We start from the raw sequence: 18,868 nt of genomic DNA, 5'->3' as shown, positions 1-18,868 counted from the left end.
TGGCAAGCACGATATAAAAGGAGCCTGCAATGAGCACCGTAATGATCACCGGCGGCAGCCGCGGCATCGGCGCCGCCACCGCCCGGGTAGCCACAGCGGGAGTGGCGCCCTACGCCACTTTCAAGGGCGGCCGGGAAGTGCCGACCCGCTATATGGCCAAGGAATTCGGTGAGCATCGGATCCAGGTCAACGCCCAGTCCATTGAGGTGGCCGGCGGCTACATCATCTGATCTCATACGCGACAAAACAGGAGCAATCCGATGCTGGATCATGTCTTTTTATCGGTCAGCGACCTTGATCGATCCATCGCTTTCTACACCCGGGCGCTGGCGCCCCTGGGCATCGTCAATCGGCACGACTACGACGGCCAGGACGGCCCTTCGGGGCACCCGGACCTGAAAGGCTTTGGCGCCAATGGCCGCATGTTCTTCTGGCTGCGCCAAGGCTCCGTCGATGCCCGCGCGGCACACATCGGTTTCGTCGCTGACAGCCAGGAAGCGGTGGATACCGCCTACGCCGAAGCGATGGCCGCCGGCGCCACCGACAACGGCGCACCGGGTGCCCGGCTGCACTACGACCCGCGCTATTACGCCGCCAATGTCCTCGACCCGGACGGCTACAGCCTGGAGTTCGTCTACAAAAGCTGGCAACACTGAGCCCTGGAGCGTGCGAAGGAAATCGAATGACCTCTGCAGGATACCAGGGTCAAGCCACCACTAATGGGCGCGCCTGATCCAACTTAGCCGCCAAAACCTCAACTATGTCACAGGGAATGTTTCTCGTTGGCGGGTCAGTAAAAACACATAAAAGTAAAAAATTGCACATTACATTGTCTTCGCCCGCATATGCCACGCGAACACCGAGAGGATCAAAAAAAACCGCCCCGTGAGGGGCGGCAAGTCATCAGTCTTGGGAAAAAGCTGACCGGAATCAGCCTTTGACATCCCCTTTCTTCTTCGCCACCAGCGTCAAAATGTCATAGCTGGCAACCAGTTCGTCGTTCTGGTTGGTGACCTGCACGTCCCAGACCACCACGCCTTGCGGCGTGCCGTCGGGGCCGGCTTTGCCTTGGTCGATTTTGCGTTTGCAGGTGAGGCGGGCGCGGATGGTGTCGCCGGCGCCGACGGGGTTGATGAAGCGCAGGATGTCGAGGCCGTAGTTGGCGAGGACCGGGCCCGGTGCCGGGGAGACGAACAGGCCGGCGGCGGCGGAGAGGAGGAAGTAGCCGTGGGCGATGCGTTTGCCGAACTGGGAGTCCTTCGCCGCGATTTCGTCGAAGTGCATGTAGAAGTGGTCGCCGGAGAGGCAGCCGAAGTTGACGATGTCGGCTTCGGTGACGGTGCGGCGGTGGGTGAGCAGGGATTCGCCGATGGCGAGGTCGTCGAAGTGGCGGCGGAAGGGGTGCACTTCAGTTTCGAGCATCTCGGCACCGCGCACGTATTCGCCGGTGACAGCGGCGAGCATGGACGGAGAGCCCTGAATGGCGGTGCGCTGGAGGTAGTGGTGTACGGCGCGGATGCCACCGAGTTCTTCACCGCCGCCGGCGCGGCCAGGGCCGCCGTGTTTGAGCATGGGCAGGGGCGCGCCGTGGCCGGTGGATTCTTTGGCGGATTCGGCGTTGAGCACCTGCAGGCGGCCGTGGCGAGCGGCAAGCACGGGGATGGCGCGAGCGGCGTTCCGCGGGTCCTTGGTGGCGAAGGTGGTGACCAGGCTGCCTTTGCCTTTGTCGGCCAGGGCAATGGCTTCATCGAGATCGCCGTAGCCCATGAGGGTGCTGACCGGGCCGAAAGCTTCGATGTCGTGGGCGCCACCGTCAGCGTGGGGGTCGGTGCTGCGCAGCAGGCGCGGACCGAAGAAGGCGCCTTTGTCGGTGCCTTGGCCGACAGGCCGCGGGTCACCGTTGCCGCCAAAAATACATTCGCTGGTGTTGAGCAGCTCGTTGACGGCGGCGGCCACATCTTCTTTCTGGTCCAGGGAGGCGAGCGCGCCCATGCGCACACCTTCTTCGTCCGGGTCGCCGAGGGTGATTTTTTCCAGGCGCTGGATCAGGCGTTCGGCGAAGGCGTCTATATGCTGCTCGGGCACCAGGATGCGGCGGATGGCGGTGCATTTCTGGCCGGCTTTGACGGTCATTTCGCGGACCACTTCCTTGGCCAGCAACTCGAATTCCTCGTCGTCCGGGGTGACGTCGGGGGCGAGGATGGCACCATTGAGAGAATCTGCTTCCGCATTGAAGGGAATGGAGCGGTTAATGATGTTCGGGTGCGCGCGCAGTTTGCGGGCGGTGCTGGCCGAGCCGGTGAAGGTGACCATGTCCTGTTCGTCGAGCTGGTCGAGCAGATCCCCGGTGCCACCGATGACCAGTTGCAGAGCGCCGTCCGGCAGCGCGCCGGAGTCCTGCATCAGGCGCACGCAGGCTTCGGTGAGGTAACTGGTGGCGGTGGCCGGTTTGACGATGCAGGGCATGCCGGCGAGGAAGTTGCCGGCGAATTTTTCCAGCATGCCCCAGACCGGGAAGTTGAAGGCGTTGATGTGCACGGCCACACCCCGGCGTGGCACCAGAATGTGGGTACCGGCAAAGTGGTTGTTCTTGCCGAGGGGCATCACCGGACCTTCATGGAGGACATTCCCGGAGGGCAGTTCCTTGCGTCCCATGCTGGCGTAGGCGAACAGGGTGCCGAAGCCGCCGTCGATGTCGAAGGCGTTGTCGCCTTTGGTAGCGCCGGTATGGCGCGAGAGTGCGTAGAGTTCTTTTTTGTGCTCTTGCAGGTAAAGCGCCATGGCCTTGAGACGGGCGGCCCGTTGCTGGAAGTCCAGCTTGAGCAACTCTTTGACGCCGGTGGTGCGGCCGTAGTGCACGGCGGCGGCGAAGTCCGGGGTATCGCCGTGGGTGTGGGCAACGATTTCGCCGTTGATGGCGCTGGCCAGGGGTTTGGCGGCCTGGCTGCCGAACCATTGGCCGGCGAGGTAGCTTTGGAGAACGGTCATGGCGTGGCTCCTGTTTTAATCGGTTGGATGTTCGCGGCCTCGGCCGCTCATTCGCTGGCAAGACCTGCTCCCAAAAACAGAGTTCCTTGGCTCTCTTGTGGGAGCGGGCTCTGCCAGCGATGCCTTATGGCTGATCGAAGTCGAGGACTACCTTGTCGGTGATCGGGTAGCTCTGGCAGGAGAGCACGTAGCCGGCGGCGACTTCGTAGTCCTCCAGAGCAAAGTTGTTGTCCATTTCCACTTCGCCTTGCACCACCTTGCAACGGCAGGTGGAGCAGACGCCGGCCTTGCAGGAGAACGGCAGGTCCGCGCCCTGCTCGTTGGCGGCATCAAGGATGTTCTTGGAGTCACGGGGCAATTCAACGCGCACTTCGCGGCCGTCGGCGATGATGGTGACTTCCGTCCTGGCCTCGTGCGCGGAAACCTCTTCCGGACGCCGATGGGGACGTTGCGTCTGCCCTTCCACACCGAACAATTCAAAATGCACCCGGCTTTTTTCCAGACCATTGGCGACAAGACGATTACGCACGGTTTCGGTCATGGATTGCGGGCCGCAGAGAAAGGCGGCGTGCAGCTTCGGGGTGTCGAGCCAGCGGGAGAAGATGGCGTCACACTTATCCGCGTCGAGGCGACCATTGTAGAGATCCACGTCCTGTTGCTCGCGACTGAACAGATAAATGATGTTCAGGCGGCCGAGGTAGGCATTTTTCAGGTCGCTGAGCGCTTCCCGGAACAGGGTTGAGTTGCTGGAGCGATTGCCATAAAGCAGCGTGAAGCGGCTTTTCGGTTCGGTTTCCAGGGTGGATTTGATGATCGACAGAATCGGCGTGATGCCGCTGCCGGCGGCCACCGCCAGGTACTCGGCTTCCCGCTCCGGGTCCAGGTCGATGTAGAAGTGGCCACTGGGCGGCATGACCTCCAGAGTGTCGCCTTCCTTCAGTTCGCCGTTGGCGAAGCCGGAGAAACGGCCGCCGGGTACTTTTTTCACCGCCACACGCAGGTCTCTGTCGTTGACACCGGTGCAGATCGAGTAAGAACGACGCACTTCCTCGCCGTCCATATGGGTACGAACGATCAGGTGCTGGCCCTGGGTGAAACGGAACGCGTCGGCCAGTTCCGACGGGATATCGAAAGCGATGGACACCGCCTCCCGGGTTTCCGGTCGCACTTCGCGGATTTTTAATGAATGAAATTGGTTCATGTCAGGCGCTCTTCTTTTTAAAGGCACTTGAAGTAGTCGAACGGCTCCAGGCAGTCACGGCAGCGGTAAAGCGCCTTGCACGCGGTGGAGCCGAATTCGCTGAGTTGTTCGGTGCGAGCGCTGCCGCAATGCGGGCAGGCCGCCGGGCCCGGATCACGCAATGTCTCGCGGGCCTGCCCTTTCGGCGGTGGCGCGATGCCATAGGCCTTGAGCGCTTCGCGGCCCTGGTCGGTGATCCAGTCCGTGGTCCAGGCCGGCGCCAGCACTCGCTCGATTCGCGGGCTGTGAAAACCAAAGTGCTCCAGCGCGTCTCTGACATCGCGCTCGATCACCTCGGTGGCCGGGCAGCCGGAGTAGGTGGGCGAGACTTGCACGTGCAAGTGGCCTTCTTGCCACGCCACCGCGCGGATCATGCCGAGATCGACGACGCTGACCACCGGCACTTCCGGGTCCATTACCTCCGCCAGACAGTCCCAGGCGCGCTCGAGATCCGCCTCACCCAGGGGCGTTCCGGTGAACGCAGCCCGCTCACGGAAGATCAACTCACCAGGTTGCATCGGGGTACGCCCGTTGCAGGTACTGCATCTCGGCCAGCAAAAAGCCAAGGTGCTCCGTGTGCTTGCCGTTCTTGCCGTCCATGTAGAAGTGGCGCGCCGGTTCCGGCTGCTCCAGGCCGGCTTCGCTGAACACCCGAGCCACCTCAGTGCGCCAGGCATCGCCCACGTTGCCGGCGCCGATGCCCGCTTCAGCGAGTTGATCTTCAAGGGCGTCGGTGTCGGTGAGTTCATAGGTGAAGCGCCACAGGTTTTGCACCGCATCGGTGAGACGGCGATAGCTTTCCTCGGTGCCCTGCCCCAGCCGCAGCATCCATTCGGTGGAACGGCGGCGGTGGTAGGTGGCTTCCTTGAGGGCCTTGGCGGCGACCGCGGCGATGCGTTCGTCACTGGATTCGGTGAGCCGGGAGAGTACCTGGTGATGCCAGATGTCGAACAGGAACTGCTTGGCGGTGGTGACGGCGTAATCACCGCGCGGTTGCTCCGCGATCAGCAGATTGCGGTATTCCCGTTCATTGCGGCGGAACGCCAGATGATCGGCATCGCGGCCGTCGTCGAGCAGTTCGGCGGCGTAGTCGTACCAGTTGCGCGCCTGACCGAGCAGATCAAGGCCCACGTTCATCATCGCCACTTCTTCTTCCAGCGCCGGGGCGTTGCCGCACCATTCGCAGAGCCGCTGCGCCAATACCATATCGGTGTCGGCCAGGCGTAACAGGTATTCGGCCAGCGCGTTCCGGGTGTCGGAGAAAGCCTTTGTCATGGTCGCGCTCCTCACATCTGATCCACTTCAGGGGGCAGCTTGTAGAAGCTGGCGTGGCGGTAGACCTTGTCGTCGGTCGGGTCGAAGAAGGGCTCTTTCTCGTCGCCGGCGCTGGCGGTGATCTGCTCGGCGGGTACCACCCAGAGACTCACGCCTTCACTTCGGCGGGTGTACAGCTCACGAGCATTTTCCAACGCCATTTGGGCGTCAGCGGCGTGCACGCTGCCCACGTGTTTGTGATTGAGGCCGTGCTTGCTGCGCACGAAAACTTCGTAGAGGGTCCAGTCAGCCATGTTCGTCTCGATGGGTTGATTCAGTTCAGGCGGCGCTTTTCGCTTTCTGTTTCTGCTTCCGGGCATAAGCCACGGCGGCGTCGCGCACCCACTGGCCTTCGTCGATGGCGCTTTTGCGCTGTTGAATGCGCTCGACACCGCATGGGCTGTGGCCCTTGAGTACGTCGAAGAATTCCTGCCACTGGATTTCGCCGAAGTCGTAGTGGCCGGTTTCCTCGTTCCATTTCAGATCCGGGTCCGGCGCGGTGCAGCCAAGGAACTCCAGTTGCGGCACGGTCTGGTCAAGAAAGCGCTGACGCAGTTCGTCATTGCCGTGGCGTTTGATTTTCCAGGCCATGGATTGGGCGGAGTTCGGCGAGTTGGCGTCGGAGGGACCGAACATCATCAGCGACGGCCACCAGAAACGATTGATGGCGTCCTGGACCATGGCTTTCTGCTCGTCGGTGCCCTCGCGCATCATGGTCAGCAGGATTTCGTAGCCCTGGCGCTGGTGGAAACTCTCTTCCTTGCACACGCGGATCATGGCGCGGGCATAGGGTCCGTAGGAGCAACGTTGCAGCGGCACCTGGTTGACGATGGCGGCGCCGTCCACCAGCCAGCCGATGGCGCCCATGTCAGCCCAGGTCAGCGTCGGATAGGTGAAGATGGAGGAGAACTTCACCTCGCCACGGTGCAGCTTTTCGATTTCCTCGTCACGGTCGGCGCCGAGGGTCTCCATGGCGCTGTACAGGTACAGACCGTGGCCGGCCTCGTCCTGGATCTTCGCCATCAACTGCAATTTGCGCTTCAAGGTCGGCGCCCGGGTCAGCCAGTTGCCTTCCGGCAGCATGCCGACGATCTCGGAATGCGCATGCTGCGAGATCTGCCGGATCAGCGTCTTGCGGTAGCCTTCGGGCATCCAGTTCTTCGGCTCGATGCGCACTTCCGCATCCACCTTCTCCTGGAAGTGCCTCTCTTCCGGACTCATCTCCTCCAGGTTTTTCAGGCGCTTGGCGCCGGTATCCACCTGCTGTGCGTACATGAGGTTCTCCCTGCTCCGTCGTGGCGGTGGTGCCACCCATGGATGCAGTATCATATGACACATAAATTTATGTCAAGAATCAGTTTATGTGTCATGTTTTACAGGAAAACTCACTTATTATGCTATCCATTATTTTTATTCTTATAAATCATGTAGTTATGATATATTATCTGCAAAAAAACCAACTCTCCGCATGAACACCCAGGCCTCATCCACCTCTCAATCCGATACAGCATCGCCAACAACAAAGAACCAAACCATGGACTCTTTGGCGGTATCATCATTACCACCGTCCACAGTGACTTTTTTCACGCACAGCAAAGCGCCGGCCGGGCATCCGGACCGGCGCATATCAATCCGGGAAGGAGGAGGGAGTCAGCCAGTGGGCAACGTCGGGAACCGCTGAGGTTAGATTTATCTGAGATACGACAAAAACGCTGCGGGCAGGGCGTGAGCAGGAACAGAGATGGGGCTGAGCTCCAGATCGTTGGCTGTCGCGGTTCCCATATCCGTGACATAGAAGAAGCCCCTCAGTCGCAGCGCGACCTGGCTTTTCGCGTATTCACAACGAGCACGGGCAAAGGGCTCGCCGCGGGTCAAATCCAAGGTCATCTCGAACAACAAATGATTGTTTTCTGGATCCGGCTTGCCGGATATCACGATGCCGCCGGGCTGAGACGCCTGGCGCTCGATATTCCCGCAAACAGTGTCGTCGGTCACCGTTTTCTCGTCGTCGCGCCCAACAGCCCGCCCCCATCTCGTTTGCGCCGCATTCAGCAGGGTCCAGTCGAGATAGAGAATTGTCTTTTCGTGTGCCTCCTGCAACAAGGCACCAAGCTGCCGTTTGCCCTCCGGCGACGCGACATCCACTATCGCCTTCTGCGCGCTCCAAACAAATCCACTCGACGCTTTCACCGATTCCGATGCGACCGTGGCAGGAGCAGCCGAAGCCACGACAGCCAACAAACCGGCGAAACAAGCCAACGCCCTTTCCCAGGTCCGGGGGTGGGCCCGCGATGCATGCTTGCTCATACTCCCTCCCACCACTTTTTTCGACAGTTCGGAACATCGCAAAACCGTAGCCATTACTTACCTGGCCGGGCCGACCGTGGCGCTCTGCCCCACTATCTTATGATAAGTCGCTAAACGCCCCTGCATTCAAATCAGAATAAATCGCCCTGAGGATCGTCCAACAACCAACGCATGCCCGGATATGGCCTCCCCCTCAGCGCTCTCAAACGGGATGCCAGATCACCGCAATGAAACTCCAGCTTATGGCCGTCGGGATCGAGGAAATAAAGGGAGTCGCCTTCGCTGCGGTTGTCTTTCCAGAGAGGGATGCCGTAGTGATTCAGCCGGTTGGCCTTTTCCTGGAACGCCGCTTCGGGAAGGGAAAAGGCAATATGGGAGTATTCCGCTAAAGGGTCTTCTCGGGTCTGGCTGTCCAGGGACAGACAAATCCAGTTGTCACCGATGCGAAGGTAAGCACCGCCATCCCAGCGTACGATGGCGGTCATGCCGACAATATCAGTGTAGAACATCAGGGAGCGGTCCAGGTCGGAGACCGAGAATGTTATGTGATTCACCCCTTGTCCGCCGGCTTCATGCATACATCAGCTCCAGGCTATTCGCTGCCAAGGCAGGTTCCCACAGCGGCCTTGTAGTGACCTCTGATTTCATAGGACCCATCTCCCCGAATTCAGGAGGCGGCCATGGCAAATCAAGATTCCGGCACCAGCGTCAGCCGCAGATCGTTACCCAATTGCCGCACATCGGCCCAGCGCAGGGATACTTTTTCCGCCATGCGTACCAGCGGCAAGGAGAGCAGGCCACGGGCGTCGGTGCCGAGCAGCGCCGGTGCCATGTAGACAATCAATTCGTCGAACAGCGCTTCGCGGACGAAGGCCCCGGCCAGGGTGGCGCCGCATTCCACCAGGATTTCGTTGCATTCCCGCCTGCTCAGGTCCGCCAGCAACGCTTTCAGATCCACGCCGGAGCCGGAGCTGGGCAGGTGCATGACTTCGGCGCCGGCCGCTTCCAGGGCACGTTGCCGTTCGGGATGGGCTTCGCCGCCGACGACCAGGCAGGGCCCGGCGGCGGTGACCACGGGGACGTCCACCGGCGTGCGCAGGCGCCGGTCGAGGATCACCCGCAAGGGTTGCCGTACCTGATCGGAGCCGTATTCGCCCAATCGCCACTGGTCCGCGCGTACGGTGCAGGAAGGCCGATCCGCCAGCACCGTGCCAATGCCGGTGATCACCGCCGAGCTGCGCGCGCGCAGCCTCTGCACGTCCTCGCGGGCCTCCGGGCCGGTGATCCACTGGGATTCGCCGCTGGCCATGGCGGTGCGGCCGTCCACACTGGCGGCCACCTTGATGCGCACCCAGGGCCGTTCACCCCGCATGCGGCGGATAAAGCCAGGGTTAAGTGCCCGGGCTTCACTCTCTTGCAGACCCACGTCCACCTGGATGCCGGCGGCGCGCAACTTGCTAAAACCATTACCGGCCACTTGAGGATTCGGGTCCTCCATGGCCGCCACCACCCGGATCACGCCAGCCTCGATCAGAGCATCGGCGCAGGGCCCGGTACGGCCGGTGTGGGAGCAAGGTTCCAGAGTGACATAGGCGGTGGCGCCGCGCGCTCCGGCACCGGCGGCGGCAAGGGCATGACGTTCCGCGTGAGGTTCGCCGGCACGGGCATGGAAGCCCTCGGCGACGATTTGCCCGCCCTTGGCCAGTACACAGCCCACGCGCGGGTTGGGGTCGGTGGTATAAAGTCCTTGCCGGGCCAGTTGCAGGGCCCGGATCATGCAGTGCTGATCAAAGGCCGAATCGCTCATCCGCCGTCCTTGCCGTCCTTTTTATCACCAGCCCGGCTTCGCAATCGATCCACTTCGGCGGCGAATTCGGAAATATCCTGGAAGCTGCGGTAGACCGAGGCGAAGCGCACATAGGCCACGTCGTCCAACTGTTGCAACGCCTCCATGACGAATTCCCCCAGCTCCCGCGCCGGCAATTCCCGCTCACCGGTGGCCCGCAGTTGATGGCAAATGCGACTGATGGCGGCTTCCAGATCCTCCACGCTCACCGGACGCTTCTCCAGTGCCCGCTGCATGCCGGCACGGAGCTTGTTCTCATCGAACGGCTGACGGGTACCGTCGGACTTGATCACCCTCGGCATCACCAGTTCGGCGGTCTCAAAGGTGGTAAACCGCTCGTTGCAGCTCAGACACTCACGACGACGCCGCACCTGGCCGCCATCGGCCACCAGCCGCGAATCGATCACCTTGGTATCTTGCGCGCCGCAAAAAGGACAGTACATGGGAAGACCAGCTGATAGTTAAAAGTGAATAGTGGAAACAAGCGCATTATCGCTGACTTTTGGCGGTTTTGATAATGGCGATCAAGATCCGTAACAGTTCCTGACAGTCAGCGCGCAAGGACAGACCCGCGTCCGGGCCAAAGTAGCCTGCTTCCGACAACAGATCTATCCAGTAGTCCGTTTCATTGGCCTCTTTCAGAGCCATATGCATCTTGTGTATGAAGTCAGCCCGGCTCTCCGCGTACTCGGCCTCCCGAACCAGGGCGCCAATGGCCGTGCCGCTACGCAGCAACTGTTTACTGAGTACGTACTCGCTTTTCCGAGTCCTCAGGTATTGGCAGCTTTTCACCACCCTCAACGCAAAAGCGCGGGATTTCCCCCGCGCCACATGCCGGTCCGTCATCCATGACCCCCGTTTTTCGCTGTTAACTGTTCCCTGTTAACTATTCACTTTGTTACTGCTCATAGACCGGCAACCGCGCGCAGATCTCGGCGACCTTGCCGCGCACTTCATCGATGACGCTCTCGTTGCCCATGTTTTCCAGGATGTCGCAGATCCAGCCGGCAAGTTCGGTGGCGTCCTGCTCGCTGAAGCCGCGGCGGGTGATGGAGGGGGAGCCGATGCGCAGGCCGGAGGTGACGAACGGGGAACGCGGGTCGTTGGGGACGGCGTTCTTGTTGACGGTGATGTGGGCGCGGCCGAGGGCGGCGTCGGCATCCTTACCGGTGATGTCCTGCTTGATCAGGCTGAGCAGGAACAGGTGGTTTTCGGTGCCATTGGAGACCACATCGAAGCCACGGTCGATGAACACCTTGGCCATGGCCTGGGCGTTCTTGACAACGTTCTGCTGGTAGCTCTTGAAGGACGCGTCCATGGCTTCCTTGAAGCAGATCGCCTTGGCCGCGATCACGTGCTCCAGAGGGCCGCCCTGGCCGCCGGGGAAGACGGCGGAATTGATCTTCTTCTGCAGATCCTCGTTGGCTTTGCCCATGATCAGGCCACCACGGGGACCGCCCAGGGTTTTGTGGGTGGTGGTGGTGGTGATGTCGGCGATGCCCACCGGGCTCGGGTAGACGCCGGCGGCGACCAGACCGGCCACGTGGGCCATGTCCACCATCAATACCGCGCCCACTTCATCGGCGATGGCGCGGAAACGCTGCCAGTCCACCACCTGGGAATAAGCGGAGAAGCCGGCGACGATCATTTTCGGCTTGTGCTCGCGGGCCAGTTTTTCCACCTGGTCGTAGTCGATCAGGCCGGTGTCGTTGTCCAGACCGTACTGGATGGCGTTGTACATCTTGCCGGAGAAGTTCGGCTTGGCACCGTGGGTCAGGTGACCGCCGGCGTCCAGGCTCATGCCCAGCACGGTGTCACCGGGGTTGAGCACCGCCATGTAGACGGCGGCGTTGGCCTGGGAGCCGGAGTGCGGCTGCACGTTGGCCCAGTCCGCGCCGAACAGCTGGCAGGCGCGATCAATAGCCAGTTGCTCCACCACGTCCACGTGCTCGCAACCGCCGTAATAGCGCTTGCCCGGGTAGCCTTCGGCGTACTTGTTGGTGAGCACGGAGCCTTGGGCTTCCATCACCCGCGGAGAAGCGTAGTTCTCGGAGGCGATCAACTCGATGTGCTGCTCCTGGCGCAGACGCTCGGCGTCGATGGCGGCCTGGATTTCCGGGTCGAACTCGGCGATGGACATGGATTTGGGGAACATGGGCTACCCTCTACGGTACGGTCTGGTTGCGGATTCAGGGGCGCGTATTCTAACCAAAACCCCGCCCTTTGGCACTTGAATGGCGCTCATGGCGACTTGAACCGGGGCGAATCCCACTGGCGCGGGGCCATCCCGCGCCAGCAGCGACCTCAGGAGGCAGTCCGCTCCCGCCCACTGAGCCGGAAAGCACCGATCACCGCGCTCAGAGACTCCGCCTGACCGCGCATCTCGCCGGCGGCGGCGTTGGTTTCCTCGACCATGGACGCGTTGTGCTGGGTCATGGTGTCCAGTTCGGTCACCGCGGTGTTGACCTGGCCGATGCCCAGGCTCTGCTCCTGGGCGCCGGTGCTGATCTCGGCGATCACCCCGTTAACCTTCTCGATGGCGGCAAGGATTTCCTCCATGGTGCGGCCCGCTCCCTCCACCTGGGTGGCGCCGGAGCGGGTCCAGTTCACCGAGGTGCCGATCAGATCGCGAATCTCCTTGGAGGCCTCGCCGGAGCGGCTGGCCAGGGTACGCACCTCCTGGGCCACCACCGCGAACCCCTTGCCGTGCTCACCGGCGCGGGCCGCTTCCACCGAGGCGTTCAGCGCCAGAATGTTGGTCTGGAAGGCGATGCCGTCGATCAGGGTGACGATATCGGCGATGCGGGTGGAGGAATCATTGATGCGTGCCATGGTCTGCTCGACTTCACGCATCGCCTCCTGGCCACGGCGGGCCACCTCGACGGTACCGCCGACCAGTTGCGTTGCCTTGCCGGTGGCTTCCGAGGTGTTGTGGACGGTGTGGGTGATCTGCTCCATGGACGCGGAGGTTTCCTGCAGGTTGGCCGCCGTTTGCTCGGTCCGGGCGGACAGTTCCTGACTGCCTCGGGCGATTTCCTCGGCGGCGGTCTTCACGCTCAAGGCGCTGTCGCGGACTTTCGACAAGGTACTGTCGATACGCCCGATGAAGGCGTTGAACTGATCCGCCAGTTCACCGATCTCATCGCTGCGGCGGCTGTGGATGCGGGCGGTCAGATCGCCATCCCCTTCGCTGATCTCACGGATACGCCGGGTGATCTGGCGGATCGCCCGAGACATCAGGTGCGGGCCGATCAGGGCGATGGCGATCGCCAGCACGCCGATGATCACGGCGAAGACGCTGATCGCCAACTGCTGGAGACGCACCTTCTCCAAGGTCTCTTCCTGCAACACCCGGATGCGCGCGGCGACATTGTCACCGGCCTGATCATAGAAGGCGCGCAGGGCGTCGAAGCTGGCCTGGGACGGCCCATCCAACTGGTCCATGGCCTCCCCCACCAACTCGTCATTATAAAGCTGGAACACCTTGGCCGATTCGCGCCGCCAGGTTTCATAGAGCTGCCGGTACTCGTCGGCCTTGCCGCCGGTATCCATGTAGCCGTCCATCAGCTCCGCCATGCGCGCGATGCGCTCCTGGGCCTGGACCGCGTTCTCCTCATAGAAAGCCTGATTGGCCTGCGCTTCCGGCGTACCGGGAATGCCACGCAGAAAAGCCATTTCCGCCAGCCGGGCCTGATACAGGTCGCGGTCGGCGTTGACCACCTCGGTGATGGCCGGCGTGAACCGGTCGCCGAACTCCAGCATCCGCTGCTTCACCGAGTTCACTAGCAACACGTTCACTCCCACCACGATCCACAACGCCAATGCCACCCCGATAAAGGCGACCCCATACTTCACATTGATCCGGTTGAGTTTTGCCAGCACGGCCTGCTCCTGAAAGGTCCAACACACCCGCTTCGAAAAGTGGAATCGGGTTTCGTGGCCGTGTTATCGGCGGAGCCCACCGGTTCTTGAGGGTCCGGACACGCACCGGGCTTTCATCCTCCCCCGCCTTCGGTTAGTTTAGGCGCCACACCCCGGCCCCCGCCTAGCGGGGCCTTAACGCACTGTCAGGCAAGCCATTTTCTATGTCTCAATACATCTTCACCCTGGACCGGGTGGGCAAGGTGGTCCCCCCGAAGAAGCAGATCCTGAAGGACATCTCCCTGTCATTCTTTCCCGGTGCCAAGATCGGTGTGCTCGGTCTCAACGGCTCGGGGAAATCCACCCTGCTGAAGATCATGGCCGGGGTGGACAAGGACTTCATCGGCGAAGCCCGCCCGATGGCCGGCATTAATATCGGCTATCTTCCCCAGGAGCCGGAGCTGGATCCGGAAAAGAACGTGCGCGAGATCGTTGAGGAGTCGCTGTCCGAGATCCGCAACGCCCAGACCCGGCTGGAAGAGGTGTATGCCGCCTACGCGGAAGAAAATGCCGACTTCGACAAGCTGGCCGAGGAACAGGCGCGGCTGGAAGCGATCATCGAAACCGCCGACGCCCACAATCTGGAGCGCAAACTGGACATCGCCGCCGACGCCTTGCGCTTGCCTCCCTGGGAGGCCTCGGTGAAAAACCTGTCCGGGGGCGAGAAGCGCCGGGTGGCACTGTGCCGGCTGCTGATGAGCGCCCCGGACATGCTGTTGCTGGACGAGCCCACCAACCACCTGGACGCCGAATCGGTGGCCTGGCTGGAGCGCTTCCTGCACGAATTCCCCGGCACCGTGGTGGCGGTGACCCACGATCGCTACTTCCTGGACAACTCCTGCGAATGGATCCTGGAACTGGACCGTGGCGAAGGCATCCCCTGGAAAGGCAACTATTCCTCCTGGCTGGAGCAGAAGGAACAGCGCCTGGAGCAGGAAGCCAAGAGCGAATCCGCACACCGCAAGACGGTGGAAAAAGAACTGGAATGGGTACGGCAGAATCCAAAAGGCCGCCGCGCCAAGAACAAGGCCCGGGTGTCCGCTTTCGAGGAACTGGCCAGCCAGGAATTCCAGAAGCGCAACGAAACCCAGGAGCTGTACATCCCGCCGGGCGAGCGTCTCGGCGAAAAGGTGTTCGAAGTGAAGGACGTCAGCAAGCATTTCGATGACAAGATGCTCTACGAGAACCTGAACTTCTCGGTGCCACGCGGCGCCATCGTCGGCATCATCGGCCCTAACGGCGCCGGTAAAACCACGCTGTTCCGCATGTTCGCCGGTCAGGAGACACCGGACAAAGGCGAGATCGAGATCGGCGACACCGTCGATCTGGCCTACGTGGATCAGAGCCGCGAGGACCTGGACGGCAACAAGACCGTGTGGGAAGAAGTTTCCGACAGTCTGGACATTCTCAGGATTGGCAACTACGAAGTGCCCAGCCGCGCCTACCTGGGCCGCTTCAACTTCAAGGGCGCCGATCAGCAGAAACGGGTGAAGGACCTGTCCGGCGGCGAGCGCAACCGTCTGCACCTGGCCAAGCTGCTCAAACAGGGCGCCAACGTGCTGCTGTTGGACGAACCGACCAACGACCTGGACGTGGAAACCCTGCGGGCCCTTGAGGAAGCGCTACTGGCGTTCCCCGGCTGCGCCATCGTGATCTCCCACGACCGCTGGTTCCTGGACCGGGTGGCCACCCATATCCTCTCCTTCGAAGGCGATGCCCAGGTGGAGTGGTTCGAGGGCTCGTACACCGAATACGAAGAGTTCAAGCGCAAGCAGCTGGGCGACGACGCCCTGCAACCCAAGCGCATGAAATACAAACGTATCGAGGTGTGACCCATAAGGGCGCCCGCTTTGCCGGGCGCCCTGTTCAAGCGGAAACCGCGGCCAATGAGCGAATCGCAACTGGAAACCCCCGACTTCGTCGAGCGCCTGCGTGGTGGCGACCGCGCGGCCTTCGCCTTGCTGGTAAAGCACTACCATTCCCGGCTTCTCAGTACCGCCCGCAGCCTGCTGCAGCCGGCGGACGCCGAGGAAGCGGTACAGGAGAGCTGGATCGCCGCCCATGGCGCCCTTGCCCGCTTCGAAGGCCGCAGTACCGTGCTCACCTGGCTCAACCGCATCGTCATTAATCAGGCGCGCATGCAACTGCGCCGTCAGGGCCGCGAGATCCAGTTTGATCCCACCGAGGATGCCGGCGACGCCCTGGCCCACCGCTTTCGCGGCGACGGTCACTGGCAAACGCCGCCGCTCACCTGGACATTGCACGGCCCGGACGCGTTACTGACCCGGGACGAATTGAAGCACTGCATGGAAAAGCATATAGGCGCCATGCCGGACAATCAGCGGCTGGTATTGGAGCTGCGCGATATCCAGGGCCTGGATTTCGACGTCATCTGTAACATTCTCGATATCAGCCCATCCAATGTCAGGGTACTGCTGCATCGCGCCCGCGCGCGGCTGTTTCAACTGGTGGATCATTTTCAGGAGACCGGCGAATGCTGAAATGCAAAGAGGTGGTACAACGCGCCGACGCTCTGATTGATGGCACTCCGTTGAGCTTTGGCGAACGCCTGGCCCTGCACACCCATCTTATGATCTGCCGCCATTGCCGCCGCTATGTACGGCAACTGGACGCGCTCACCGAACATCTGCGTCAACAGGCTTCGGTGGCGCCGTTGGACGATGGCGAGGTGGACGCCATCCTGGCCCGGTTGCCACCCCCGCCTTCCTGACCGGCGCCACCTGTAACATTCGCATCGCCACCGCATCCATATTCCACCTTCCATAAAACAGGATGCCGGCATGTCTCTCCCCGCTCTCGCAGGCTCTCGCGTTCAGGCGCTGCTCGATCGCGCCCGTTCCCTGGACTTTCTGACGCCACTGGCACTGCGGCTGTATCTGGCGCCGGTGTTTTTCAGTGCCGGTCTCAACAAGCTGACCGCCTTCGACGCCACCGTCGCCTGGTTCGGTAACCCGGATTGGGGCCTGGGCCTTCCCTTTCCCTGGCTGATGGCATTCATGGCCACCGCCACCGAATTGATCGGCGGCGTTCTGCTGCTTCTCGGCCTTGCCACCCGCCTGATCAGCGTGCCCTTGATGGCCACCATGCTGGTCGCCATCTTCGCCGTGCATTGGCCCAATGGCTGGTTCGCCATCGCCCCTTCCAATGCGGAAACCAGCATGGCGCGGCCGCTGGCGGCGCTGGGCATCCCCGCCGCCAAAGCGAGCCTTGAGAACAGCTCTGGCGTCAACGAGCGGTTGGCGCAAGCCCGCGGTCTGTTGCAAGAACATGGACACTACGACTGGCTAACGGAGAAGGGTACCTTCGTAGTGCTCAATAACGGCATCGAGTTCGCCGCCACTTACCTGCTCATGCTGATGGTCTTGTTCTTTCATGGCGCGGGCCGCTTCCTGAGCCTGGATTACTGGGTATCCCGCTTTCTGACGGCATCGGACAGAGAGTCAGTTTCGTTGCCCCAGCCAGAGAGCTGTTAGAGCGGCACGGCTCCTGACATTGAATTTACGGTAGATACTGCCGACATGCTTATGGGTGGTGTCCGTTTTCTGGTCCAGTTTTTCCGCGATCTGCTTTTCCGCCAGACCGGTCAACAGATGATGCATCACCTTCTTTTCAGTCGGCGTGAGTGGCTGGCGGGCAATCAGCAGGCCATGGCCGAGCAGCACTTTTTTGTGAAACCAGCCCAGGCTGCGCAACGTCTCCGCGGCCACATCCAGCTCGGCTTTGCTAAATGGTTGCTCACTGCCGACCCGGTTGAAGCAAAAATAGACTTCGGTATCGGCATTGACCGGCGCCGCCACGAAGAGAGTGTCGGTGATGTTGCGACGTTGATAATAATGCCGGTAGTGCGGCCCGCTGAAGAAATCCGCCGAGACGTGATCCCGCATCAGCGTGGCGCGAAAACGCCCTGCCTGGCGCACATGATTACGCGTACTTTCATCCACCGGGTATTCTCCCGCCTCGAGCTTATCCATGTTGTTCTTCACCACCGACTTGTCGTCGGGCATTTCCTTGTAGAAAAACATGGGGCCAGGCCGCCAGCCCAGCATGGGATCCCTGTCTGCGTCCAAATGACCAAGCAGGAAACAACTGAGCCAATAGCCGTGATCGGCATCGATCAGCTCGCTGATGGATTCCAGCAGGTAACGCAGCCCATCCGTTCCCAGCAGTGGCTCGGGAAAATCGGCCAGTCGATCCCAAATACGATGAATGTGCTCGCGAACGGTATTGGACATGAAGCGAATTGTTGTTGATCCCCAGAGTTGGCTTCCTCCCCATTCTACCCATTTCCAGCCACGATACAGCAAATCCTGCCAGCACCGCCGGAGAACAGGCTCCTCTTCACGGCTCATCTCCTGTTCCGCGTTCGATTACGTTATGGTTTCAATAAACGCGAATAAGAGGTGAATCATGGGTGTTCGCTGGTGGTTAGGCCGCTGTCTGGTGCGTTATCTGGCTCGCGCCCGGCCGCATCTGTCGCTGGCGCCTGCCACCGGGCTCCAGCGGCTGGCGGACACGGTGCAAGTGGGTGACGTCCTGTTGGTGGAAGGCACCAGCCGTTTCAGCTCGGCGGTAAAGTATCTGACCCAGTCCACCTGGTCCCACGCCGCTCTGGTGGTCGCCACCGGCCCGTCCCCGCAACACTGCCGCCTGATCGAGGCGGATCTGGAACAGGGGGTGCGCGAGGTCCCGCTGGAGCACTACCGTGGCTTTCACACCCGCATCTGTCGCAGCGTGGGGCTGACCGCCGGGGATCTGGCGCGGGCGGTGAGCTACGCCCGTGAGCGGGTGGGATACCGCTATGATCTGCGCAATATCATCGATCTGGCCCGCTACCTGATCCAGACACCGCCCGCCCCCAGCCGCTGGCGCCGCCGCATGCTGGCGCTGGGCAGTGGCGATCCCACCCGTGCCATCTGCTCCACGCTGATCGCCCAGGCTTTTCAATCGGTCCGCTATCCGATCCTGCCCGAGATCGAATGGGTAAATCAGTGCGATCCGGCCCAACGGGGCTACTGCCGGGAAATCCTGCATATTCGACACTACAGTCTGTTCGCGCCAAGAGACTTCGATATTTCACCCTATTTTCAGGTGATCAAGCCGTCCCTGCGGGGGTTCGATCCCTATCGGGTCAACTGGTCACCGGAAAACGCGGCGATGTCCGGCATCAGTCAGGGGGCCACCGGTGGACTTTACCGGCATGAAAGGCTTGGTCGATCCGCTCCACTGTGATT

General features: G+C 61.6%; 21 protein-coding genes. 7 read left to right on the top strand and 14 right to left on the bottom strand.

Annotated elements, in window-relative coordinates:
• Positions 1-29 precede the first annotated feature (29 nt).
• A complete protein-coding gene (locus tag MA04_RS08225) occupies positions 30-230 on the top strand; it encodes a hypothetical protein (protein ID WP_262460077.1) in 201 nt (66 codons plus the stop codon).
• Positions 231-260: 30 nt separating this feature from the next.
• Positions 261-656, top strand: a complete 396-nt coding sequence (locus MA04_RS08220) for a VOC family protein (protein ID WP_262460076.1) — start codon at positions 261-263, stop codon at positions 654-656.
• A 274-nt stretch (positions 657-930) separates the two neighbouring features.
• On the opposite strand, the gene paaZ is transcribed toward MA04_RS08220, so the two are convergent.
• The 13 genes from paaZ to MA04_RS08155 all read right to left on the bottom strand — a co-directional run bounded on the left by paaZ (position 931) and on the right by MA04_RS08155 (position 13,577).
• Positions 931-2,988 (bottom strand): phenylacetic acid degradation bifunctional protein PaaZ, encoded by a 2,058-nt coding sequence (paaZ, locus tag MA04_RS08215; RefSeq protein ID WP_262460075.1) that lies wholly within the window; start codon positions 2,986-2,988, stop codon positions 931-933.
• A 124-nt stretch (positions 2,989-3,112) separates the two neighbouring features.
• A complete protein-coding gene (gene paaE / locus MA04_RS08210) occupies positions 3,113-4,189 on the bottom strand; it encodes a 1,2-phenylacetyl-CoA epoxidase subunit PaaE (RefSeq protein WP_262460074.1) in 1,077 nt (358 codons plus the stop codon).
• Between the two features lie 17 nt (positions 4,190-4,206).
• A complete protein-coding gene (gene paaD / locus MA04_RS08205) occupies positions 4,207-4,746 on the bottom strand; it encodes a 1,2-phenylacetyl-CoA epoxidase subunit PaaD (RefSeq protein WP_262460073.1) in 540 nt (179 codons plus the stop codon).
• On the bottom strand, positions 4,733-5,503 hold the full coding sequence (gene paaC / locus MA04_RS08200) for a 1,2-phenylacetyl-CoA epoxidase subunit PaaC (RefSeq protein ID WP_262460072.1): 771 nt from the start codon (positions 5,501-5,503) through the stop codon (positions 4,733-4,735). Before paaC ends, paaD begins: the two co-directional genes overlap by 14 nt.
• An 11-nt stretch (positions 5,504-5,514) precedes the next feature.
• Positions 5,515-5,796 carry a 1,2-phenylacetyl-CoA epoxidase subunit PaaB gene (paaB, locus tag MA04_RS08195; RefSeq protein ID WP_262460071.1) on the bottom strand — a complete coding sequence of 94 codons (282 nt, stop codon included), beginning with the start codon at positions 5,794-5,796 and terminating at the stop codon, positions 5,515-5,517.
• 25 nt (positions 5,797-5,821) lie between these two features.
• Complete coding sequence (gene paaA, locus MA04_RS08190) at positions 5,822-6,817, bottom strand: 1,2-phenylacetyl-CoA epoxidase subunit PaaA (RefSeq protein WP_262460070.1); 996 nt, start codon at positions 6,815-6,817, stop codon at positions 5,822-5,824.
• Between the two features lie 414 nt (positions 6,818-7,231).
• Entirely contained in the window at positions 7,232-7,849 is a 618-nt protein-coding gene (locus tag MA04_RS08185) for a hypothetical protein (protein WP_063140346.1), read from the bottom strand.
• A 131-nt stretch (positions 7,850-7,980) separates the two neighbouring features.
• Positions 7,981-8,427: a VOC family protein gene (locus tag MA04_RS08180; RefSeq protein ID WP_063140347.1), complete on the bottom strand. Its 447-nt coding sequence runs from the start codon at positions 8,425-8,427 to the stop codon at positions 7,981-7,983.
• Between the two features lie 110 nt (positions 8,428-8,537).
• Positions 8,538-9,656, bottom strand: coding sequence for a bifunctional diaminohydroxyphosphoribosylaminopyrimidine deaminase/5-amino-6-(5-phosphoribosylamino)uracil reductase RibD (ribD, locus tag MA04_RS08175; RefSeq protein ID WP_262460069.1), 1,119 nt, complete (start codon positions 9,654-9,656; stop codon positions 8,538-8,540).
• Positions 9,653-10,138, bottom strand: coding sequence for a transcriptional regulator NrdR (gene nrdR / locus MA04_RS08170; RefSeq protein WP_163123511.1), 486 nt, complete (start codon positions 10,136-10,138; stop codon positions 9,653-9,655). Before nrdR ends, ribD begins: the two co-directional genes overlap by 4 nt.
• Positions 10,139-10,184: 46 nt before the next feature.
• Positions 10,185-10,541: a four helix bundle protein gene (locus MA04_RS08165; protein ID WP_262460068.1), complete on the bottom strand. Its 357-nt coding sequence runs from the start codon at positions 10,539-10,541 to the stop codon at positions 10,185-10,187.
• A 52-nt stretch (positions 10,542-10,593) separates the two neighbouring features.
• A complete protein-coding gene (gene glyA / locus MA04_RS08160; protein WP_262460067.1) occupies positions 10,594-11,850 on the bottom strand; it encodes a serine hydroxymethyltransferase in 1,257 nt (418 codons plus the stop codon).
• Between the two features lie 149 nt (positions 11,851-11,999).
• Positions 12,000-13,577, bottom strand: a complete 1,578-nt coding sequence (locus MA04_RS08155) for a methyl-accepting chemotaxis protein (protein ID WP_262460066.1) — start codon at positions 13,575-13,577, stop codon at positions 12,000-12,002.
• Positions 13,578-13,780: 203 nt separating this feature from the next.
• Between MA04_RS08155 and ettA the strand changes: the two genes are divergently transcribed.
• The 4 genes from ettA (at position 13,781) to MA04_RS08135 (ending at position 17,110) form a co-directional block, all read left to right on the top strand.
• Positions 13,781-15,448: an energy-dependent translational throttle protein EttA gene (ettA, locus tag MA04_RS08150; RefSeq protein WP_163123499.1), complete on the top strand. Its 1,668-nt coding sequence runs from the start codon at positions 13,781-13,783 to the stop codon at positions 15,446-15,448.
• Between the two features lie 54 nt (positions 15,449-15,502).
• Entirely contained in the window at positions 15,503-16,117 is a 615-nt protein-coding gene (locus MA04_RS08145; RefSeq protein ID WP_262460065.1) for an RNA polymerase sigma factor, read from the top strand.
• Positions 16,111-16,347 (top strand): anti-sigma factor family protein, encoded by a 237-nt coding sequence (locus MA04_RS08140; protein WP_262460064.1) that lies wholly within the window; start codon positions 16,111-16,113, stop codon positions 16,345-16,347. The genes MA04_RS08145 and MA04_RS08140 overlap by 7 nt, the downstream gene beginning before the upstream one ends.
• 70 nt (positions 16,348-16,417) lie before the next feature.
• Positions 16,418-17,110, top strand: a complete 693-nt coding sequence (locus MA04_RS08135; protein WP_262460063.1) for an HvfX family Cu-binding RiPP maturation protein — start codon at positions 16,418-16,420, stop codon at positions 17,108-17,110.
• Here the strand turns inward: MA04_RS08135 and MA04_RS08130 are convergent.
• Positions 17,078-17,986: a helix-turn-helix transcriptional regulator gene (locus MA04_RS08130; RefSeq protein WP_262460062.1), complete on the bottom strand. Its 909-nt coding sequence runs from the start codon at positions 17,984-17,986 to the stop codon at positions 17,078-17,080. The two genes, MA04_RS08135 and MA04_RS08130, sit on opposite strands and share 33 nt — an antisense overlap.
• Positions 17,987-18,044: 58 nt before the next feature.
• On the opposite strand from MA04_RS08130, the gene MA04_RS08125 reads away from it, so the two are divergent.
• Positions 18,045-18,866 (top strand): YiiX/YebB-like N1pC/P60 family cysteine hydrolase, encoded by an 822-nt coding sequence (locus MA04_RS08125; RefSeq protein ID WP_262460061.1) that lies wholly within the window; start codon positions 18,045-18,047, stop codon positions 18,864-18,866.
• Positions 18,867-18,868 lie beyond the last annotated feature (2 nt).

This window comes from Alloalcanivorax balearicus MACL04 (genome assembly GCF_025532145.1).
GTDB classification, from domain to species: domain Bacteria; phylum Pseudomonadota; class Gammaproteobacteria; order Pseudomonadales; family Alcanivoracaceae; genus Alloalcanivorax; species Alloalcanivorax balearicus.
The sequence above is the reverse complement of the archived record's forward strand: the minus strand, read 5'-3'. Positions and strand labels throughout refer to the sequence as shown.

Coding starts and splice junctions, on each gene's coding strand:
- nrdR (WP_163123511.1), bottom strand. CDS start 10,138: ATGTACTGTCCTTTTTGCGGCGCGCAAGATACCAAGGTGATCGATTCG.
- paaE (WP_262460074.1), bottom strand. CDS start 4,189: ATGAACCAATTTCATTCATTAAAAATCCGCGAAGTGCGACCGGAAACC.
- paaA (WP_262460070.1), bottom strand. CDS start 6,817: ATGTACGCACAGCAGGTGGATACCGGCGCCAAGCGCCTGAAAAACCTG.
- paaD (WP_262460073.1), bottom strand. CDS start 4,746: ATGCAACCTGGTGAGTTGATCTTCCGTGAGCGGGCTGCGTTCACCGGA.
- paaC (WP_262460072.1), bottom strand. CDS start 5,503: ATGACAAAGGCTTTCTCCGACACCCGGAACGCGCTGGCCGAATACCTG.
- glyA (WP_262460067.1), bottom strand. CDS start 11,850: ATGTTCCCCAAATCCATGTCCATCGCCGAGTTCGACCCGGAAATCCAG.
- MA04_RS08225 (WP_262460077.1), top strand. CDS start 30: ATGAGCACCGTAATGATCACCGGCGGCAGCCGCGGCATCGGCGCCGCC.
- MA04_RS08140 (WP_262460064.1), top strand. CDS start 16,111: ATGCTGAAATGCAAAGAGGTGGTACAACGCGCCGACGCTCTGATTGAT.
- paaB (WP_262460071.1), bottom strand. CDS start 5,796: ATGGCTGACTGGACCCTCTACGAAGTTTTCGTGCGCAGCAAGCACGGC.
- MA04_RS08135 (WP_262460063.1), top strand. CDS start 16,418: ATGTCTCTCCCCGCTCTCGCAGGCTCTCGCGTTCAGGCGCTGCTCGAT.
- ribD (WP_262460069.1), bottom strand. CDS start 9,656: ATGAGCGATTCGGCCTTTGATCAGCACTGCATGATCCGGGCCCTGCAA.
- MA04_RS08125 (WP_262460061.1), top strand. CDS start 18,045: ATGGGTGTTCGCTGGTGGTTAGGCCGCTGTCTGGTGCGTTATCTGGCT.
- MA04_RS08165 (WP_262460068.1), bottom strand. CDS start 10,541: ATGACGGACCGGCATGTGGCGCGGGGGAAATCCCGCGCTTTTGCGTTG.
- MA04_RS08130 (WP_262460062.1), bottom strand. CDS start 17,986: ATGAGCCGTGAAGAGGAGCCTGTTCTCCGGCGGTGCTGGCAGGATTTG.
- MA04_RS08145 (WP_262460065.1), top strand. CDS start 15,503: ATGAGCGAATCGCAACTGGAAACCCCCGACTTCGTCGAGCGCCTGCGT.
- ettA (WP_163123499.1), top strand. CDS start 13,781: ATGTCTCAATACATCTTCACCCTGGACCGGGTGGGCAAGGTGGTCCCC.
- paaZ (WP_262460075.1), bottom strand. CDS start 2,988: ATGACCGTTCTCCAAAGCTACCTCGCCGGCCAATGGTTCGGCAGCCAG.
- MA04_RS08185 (WP_063140346.1), bottom strand. CDS start 7,849: ATGAGCAAGCATGCATCGCGGGCCCACCCCCGGACCTGGGAAAGGGCG.
- MA04_RS08180 (WP_063140347.1), bottom strand. CDS start 8,427: ATGCATGAAGCCGGCGGACAAGGGGTGAATCACATAACATTCTCGGTC.
- MA04_RS08220 (WP_262460076.1), top strand. CDS start 261: ATGCTGGATCATGTCTTTTTATCGGTCAGCGACCTTGATCGATCCATC.